Source organism: Romboutsia sp. MSSM.1001216sp_RTP31141st1_G3_RTP31141_220114 (assembly GCF_039031195.1).
In the GTDB taxonomy this organism is placed as follows: Bacteria; Bacillota; Clostridia; order Peptostreptococcales; family Peptostreptococcaceae; genus Romboutsia_C; species Romboutsia_C hominis.
The window spans coordinates 1-4,920 of the sequence record NZ_JBCIUO010000040.1; the positions used below are offsets into that span (position 1 = coordinate 1).

Consider the following 4,920-nt stretch of genomic DNA (forward strand, 5'->3'; position numbering starts at 1 on the left):
ATGTAATATTTAGATACTTTAATGTTGCTGGTGCTGAACCAGATAACTCAAATGGATTAAGAGTTAAAAATCCAACGCATATAATACCTAATGCTAACAAGACAGCCCTAGGTCAAAATAATATATTATATATATTTGGAAATGATTATGATACTAAAGACGGAACATGCATAAGAGATTATATACATGTTTTAGATTTAGCAAATGCCCATAGTTTAGGAATGAAATATATGTTTGAAAATAATAAATCTAATATATTTAATTTAGGGTCAGGACAAGGATTTTCGGTTAAAGACATAGTGGATGAAGTTGAAAAAATTACTAATAAAAGTTTAAATTATAAATTTGTAGAGAGGAGAAAAGGAGATCCAGCTAGTGTTTTAGCAAATTGTGATAAGGTATTTTCAATCTTAGGTTGGGAGCCAAAATATTCTCTAAAAGATATTATTTTATCAGATTATAATTGGAGAAAATCAAATAATGAATATAATGGTTAAACTATTATTAACTGAATAGTTTAAAACTATGGATGATGATTTATAGTGATTTAAATAAAGAGGTGCTAAATTTTTATCAGAAGTTATTGTTTAGATGAAGATACATAACTTTTAAAATCTGAAAGATGCAAAAAACAAGGATTTAACAATCCTTGTTTTTTATTTTAAGTAATTAACTACCTAAATTTTGATGAAATATTGATAACAGAGTATAAATAGTTCATTAAAAAACTTTATCGTAAATACATAACAAGTCCTTAAACGAGAATTTCAGAACTAGTTATAAAAATAGGTAGTTAAATCTAAACTTTGATATACTTTTTTATAAAATAAAAAATTTAAACGTGGCATAACAAAATATAAATTAATACATGAATATGAAGATTTTCAGATAGTTATTTTATAGATTTGTGAGGGGAAATCAATATGGATATTAATAAAATAATAGCAAGAAAAGAATTAGAAGTAATAGGAGGGAAACCACAGGTTTATCGTTATTGGGATGAGGAAAATAAAAAAAGCATAGATATTTTATCTTGTGTAAATAGACCATATATAGGTGTAGTTTCGTACGCAACTATTGGATTATCATCTTATGACATAGGGATGATTAGTAACAATAAAAGTTTAAGATTAGAGTTAGTAGGGGCATGTGATATGAAAGAAGAATTATTTGCCAATATAGTATCTACTACTGCTTTCGAAATAATAGAATCAGGCAATTGTGAATATGGATACATTATTTCTGATATAATATCACAGTATATTGTAGATACTGATATGAAACATGTTTATTTAATGAACGCCTTTTTATGGGAAGGATTAAGTACTCTTGAAGTTGAAAATAAGAAAATAGTATGGCTACTAATTGTTCCGATATCAGATGAGGAAATGAAATATGCTTTAAACAATGGATATGATGTATTAGAATCAAAGTTTGAAGAAATGAAAATAGATATTTTTAATTTGAGAAGAAAATCTATTTTCTAAATTAATAAAGTGTTTAACATAAGCAAAAAATATAAATTTATATAAAAGATATATAGAAATAAGTATAGGATTTAGTTAAAAGAATAAAAAGCCATTAAAATCCATTTATTTGGATTTTAATGGCTTTGATTTTATTGTAAATACATAACTAGTCCTTAAAGTGAAATTTTAAGATTAGTTTATATGTTTATTTATAATATTTATATCTTCTTTAGCCTTTTTCATAAATATTATCCATATTATGATATATATAAAAATAAATATTATTGTAAAAAAAACTATTGGCATCAATCTAGGTATAACCCAACCACAAATTATTGATAAAGGTGTAAATCCTAAGTATGTAATACAAAAATGGACTATTGTCATTTTTGTTATACTCCAATCTGTATATTCAAAAATCATGCTACTTGTAGAAAAAATAATACCAATTAGTGACCAAAGAATAACTGATGCCGTTGTTGCATTTAAACTATTAGAAAATTTATTTACAAACATTACTGGAGCTGGATAAAATTGACCGGTATTGCTTAAATATGAAAAAATTATAGCCATATTTAAGCCAATAAATGTTCCAATAAAAATTCCAAATAAAATTCTTTTAAAGAGTTCTTTTTTCATAGTCCTAACCTCTCTTTTATTTTTTTTAAGTATCTTCTTGATGAATATGTCTCAGTTTTATTTTTAAAAATAATTTTTATCAAACCACCTTTATAGATTTCTAAATTGTCAACATAATCAAAGTTTATAATTTCTGTATTTGATATTCTTATAAAATTTTCACCTAAAAATTCCTCTAATTCATAAAGCCGATAATCGATTAGCATTTCTATATTATCCACTAGTGCAAATATTTTTTTATCTGATGAATAAAACCTTAAAATTGATGATAACTTGAGTGGATAAATTTTATTATCGTATTTTCCATACAGTTTTAAATCTAGATTTACAAGACTGTTAGCTATTTGAATAATTTGAGTAATTTGAGGATTTGTTTCTCTCACTGAAATAGATATAGTTTCTTCTTCTATATTTTTATTAATATTTAACTCAACTTTCATTTTGAAAACCTCCTGTATGTTAATTATTATAATTCTAAATATATTTAGAGTTAATGCATTTACGATAGGTGGCTTTAAATTAATTATAAGTGGTCAAAAATATAAACTATTTTTTTATAATAGATGAATGTATATAATAAAAAAGCCCTTAAAATCTATTTATTTGGATTTTAAGGGTTTTAATTTTATCTTAAATATACAACAAGTCCCTAAAGTAGAATTTTAGAACTAATTAAAATAAGTTGATAAATATTTTATAATTTTAGACAAAACTTAAAGATAGATATGTATAATACAAATATAAATAATAATCTAAAATTTATTTTTATAAATAAAGGAGAAAATAAATGAGTAAATATACTTGCCCATGTTGTGGGTATATAACTTTAGAAGAAATAGGGGAATATTATATTTGTCCTTTATGCAGATGGGAAGATGACCCTTCACAATCAGAATATCCTAATTTATGGGGTGGAGCTAATAAACCATGCTTAATAGATGCACAAGAAAATTTTATTTTATATGGGATATGTGATCCATCCTTAGAGGAGTCACCAGGTGATAAATCTGATTTTAAACAAGATTTAATGTGGATGAGAATTAAATCAAAAAAGACAAGAATTTAACTTCCTGTCTTTTTTAGTTTAATTTTTATGTAATATTCCTGGTTGACTATCAAAGTAGGCTTTGCCTCTAGATGGTTTATAATATGTTTTTGTTCTTCCATATAAATCATATGATCCAAATGAGTTTGTTGCTGGATGATAAACTCTAATAGTTTCTCCTCTACTATCTACTTTATATTGATATCCCTTGCTTGTTCTTTTTCCCCAAAGCTGATTTGCTCTTTTAGAGTATTCCATTTCATTGTATGATAATCCAAAATCTTTACTATGTCTTTTTGTATGATCTGCAAGAGTTCTAATGTTTTTCCATCTATATGGATTGTTTATTCGTTCTCTAGTTGCACTTCTCTGGTAGTTTTTACCTGAAGCTACAACTGATATAGTTCCTCTAATTCTTTCAAATCCATATTTTAAAGGGTCATATTTTTTTCCTAAACTTTTGCTAGTACCAGGTGAAATGTTTACACCTGAATAAGTATTTGTTCTAACACCAATCCAACGTCCATTTTCGTTATAGCGGTCGATATTTAGTTTAATAGATGCATTAGTTAATTTGTAACTACTTCTATTTCTAACTATAACTTCAGTATAATCACCACTTCTTTTTTCTTCAAATACAACATGATTTAACAAGTTATAAGAGGATATATCGTTTTCGTTAGTATTTTTATCATTTATTATAAGGACAAAATTCTCATCCTCATCAACCAACGCTTTTGTATTAGAATCAATACTATCAGCTAGTGATAGATTAAAACTACTAAGAAATAAAAATGCTGAAATTATTAAACTATAAAATTTTTTCATCTCTCACAATCCTTTCTAAATAAAAATATTTCATATTATAACATTTTTATACAAAAATGAAAATGTTTTCAAAGAATGATAATATAAAGTTAAAGAAATAAATAATGAAAATATTGTATTAATCTTTTAATTATTTATATAATTATAGAAGGAGTGGAAAATATATTGAAAAAAAGATATATATACTTAATGATTTTAGTTGTACTAAGTTTATCATTAGTATATTTGGCTTATAAAAATATAGATAATAACTTAAAACAAAATGAAGTTATTAAGTCTTCAGAAGATGATATAACAATTGGAGAAATAGAAGAAATTTTTCAACAATATTTAGATGAAAATAATCTAAATATTAAATTTGGAACTCAAGAATATTTAGATTATATAATAAGACAAGAGCTCGAACCAGAAAATAAAGATAAAAAACTAGAAGAACATTCACAGTATGAATTAATAGGTGTATATTTTTCAGAGTATATTGTGGCTAATCAAAATGGAGAGTTAAATAATCCTATATCAACATATCGTTTTAGAAATAAAACGATAGCAAATATTAAAAATATGAATAGAGTTAATGATGATTAAAAAAATAAGGCTTAGATTAAGCCTTATTTTTTTCTATAAATTTTTCTAACCATGATTTAGATTTTTCATTATTGATAAAATGATTTTTAAATTCATTTGCTAAATCAACAGTATTAATTCTCATACTATCAATTATAGCTCCTATTTCAATTAATCTCTTAGTTCTAGCTTTACGTTCTTTTTTCTTATTTATAATAGCTTGTTTTTGAGCTTTTAATTGTTTTATTTTTTCTTTTATATCTAATAATCTTTTATTTTGTTCCAAAAGAAAACCCCACTAGTTTTATGAAATCATAATATGCAAAATAGTGCATGAAATAATCTAAATATAATCCGAAGGGACCACTTATACAC

General features: G+C 24.4%; 8 protein-coding genes. 4 read left to right on the plus strand and 4 right to left on the minus strand.

Features of this window, described 5'->3' with window-relative positions; all coding sequences use genetic code 11:
• A partial coding sequence (locus ABCP60_RS15605) for a GDP-mannose 4,6-dehydratase (protein WP_343102152.1) occupies nt 1-497 on the plus strand: 497 nt, incomplete at its 5' end.
• A gap of 426 nt (nt 498-923) precedes the next feature.
• Nucleotides 924-1,487: a suppressor of fused domain protein gene (locus tag ABCP60_RS15610; RefSeq protein WP_343102153.1), complete on the plus strand. Its 564-nt coding sequence runs from the start codon at nt 924-926 to the stop codon at nt 1,485-1,487.
• A 174-nt stretch (nt 1,488-1,661) separates the two neighbouring features.
• On the opposite strand, the gene ABCP60_RS15615 is transcribed toward ABCP60_RS15610, so the two are convergent.
• Entirely contained in the window at nt 1,662-2,108 is a 447-nt protein-coding gene (locus tag ABCP60_RS15615) for a DUF3021 domain-containing protein (RefSeq protein WP_343102154.1), read from the minus strand.
• Nucleotides 2,105-2,548: a LytTR family DNA-binding domain-containing protein gene (locus ABCP60_RS15620; RefSeq protein WP_343102155.1), complete on the minus strand. Its 444-nt coding sequence runs from the start codon at nt 2,546-2,548 to the stop codon at nt 2,105-2,107. Before ABCP60_RS15620 ends, ABCP60_RS15615 begins: the two co-directional genes overlap by 4 nt.
• Before the next feature lie 347 nt (nt 2,549-2,895).
• Here ABCP60_RS15620 and ABCP60_RS15625 point away from each other — a divergent pair, with 347 nt between their 5' ends.
• Complete coding sequence (locus ABCP60_RS15625) at nt 2,896-3,174, plus strand: CPCC family cysteine-rich protein (RefSeq protein WP_343102156.1); 279 nt, start codon at nt 2,896-2,898, stop codon at nt 3,172-3,174.
• Nucleotides 3,175-3,192: 18 nt separating this feature from the next.
• Here ABCP60_RS15625 and ABCP60_RS15630 read toward each other — a convergent pair whose 3' ends face one another.
• Nucleotides 3,193-3,981, minus strand: coding sequence for a hypothetical protein (locus tag ABCP60_RS15630; protein ID WP_343102157.1), 789 nt, complete (start codon nt 3,979-3,981; stop codon nt 3,193-3,195).
• A 165-nt stretch (nt 3,982-4,146) separates the two neighbouring features.
• On the opposite strand from ABCP60_RS15630, the gene ABCP60_RS15635 reads away from it, so the two are divergent.
• Nucleotides 4,147-4,566, plus strand: a complete 420-nt coding sequence (locus ABCP60_RS15635) for a hypothetical protein (protein WP_343102158.1) — start codon at nt 4,147-4,149, stop codon at nt 4,564-4,566.
• A gap of 16 nt (nt 4,567-4,582) precedes the next feature.
• Here the strand turns inward: ABCP60_RS15635 and ABCP60_RS15640 are convergent, their stop codons facing one another.
• Nucleotides 4,583-4,831: a hypothetical protein gene (locus tag ABCP60_RS15640; protein WP_343102159.1), complete on the minus strand. Its 249-nt coding sequence runs from the start codon at nt 4,829-4,831 to the stop codon at nt 4,583-4,585.
• Nucleotides 4,832-4,920 lie beyond the last annotated feature (89 nt).

Bases quoted from the DNA above. Each gene is read 5' to 3' on its own strand.
- ABCP60_RS15610 (WP_343102153.1), top strand. From the start codon at position 924: ATGGATATTAATAAAATAATAGCAAGAAAAGAATTAGAAGTAATAGGA.
- ABCP60_RS15615 (WP_343102154.1), bottom strand. From the start codon at position 2,108: ATGAAAAAAGAACTCTTTAAAAGAATTTTATTTGGAATTTTTATTGGA.
- ABCP60_RS15620 (WP_343102155.1), bottom strand. From the start codon at position 2,548: ATGAAAGTTGAGTTAAATATTAATAAAAATATAGAAGAAGAAACTATA.
- ABCP60_RS15625 (WP_343102156.1), top strand. From the start codon at position 2,896: ATGAGTAAATATACTTGCCCATGTTGTGGGTATATAACTTTAGAAGAA.
- ABCP60_RS15630 (WP_343102157.1), bottom strand. From the start codon at position 3,981: ATGAAAAAATTTTATAGTTTAATAATTTCAGCATTTTTATTTCTTAGT.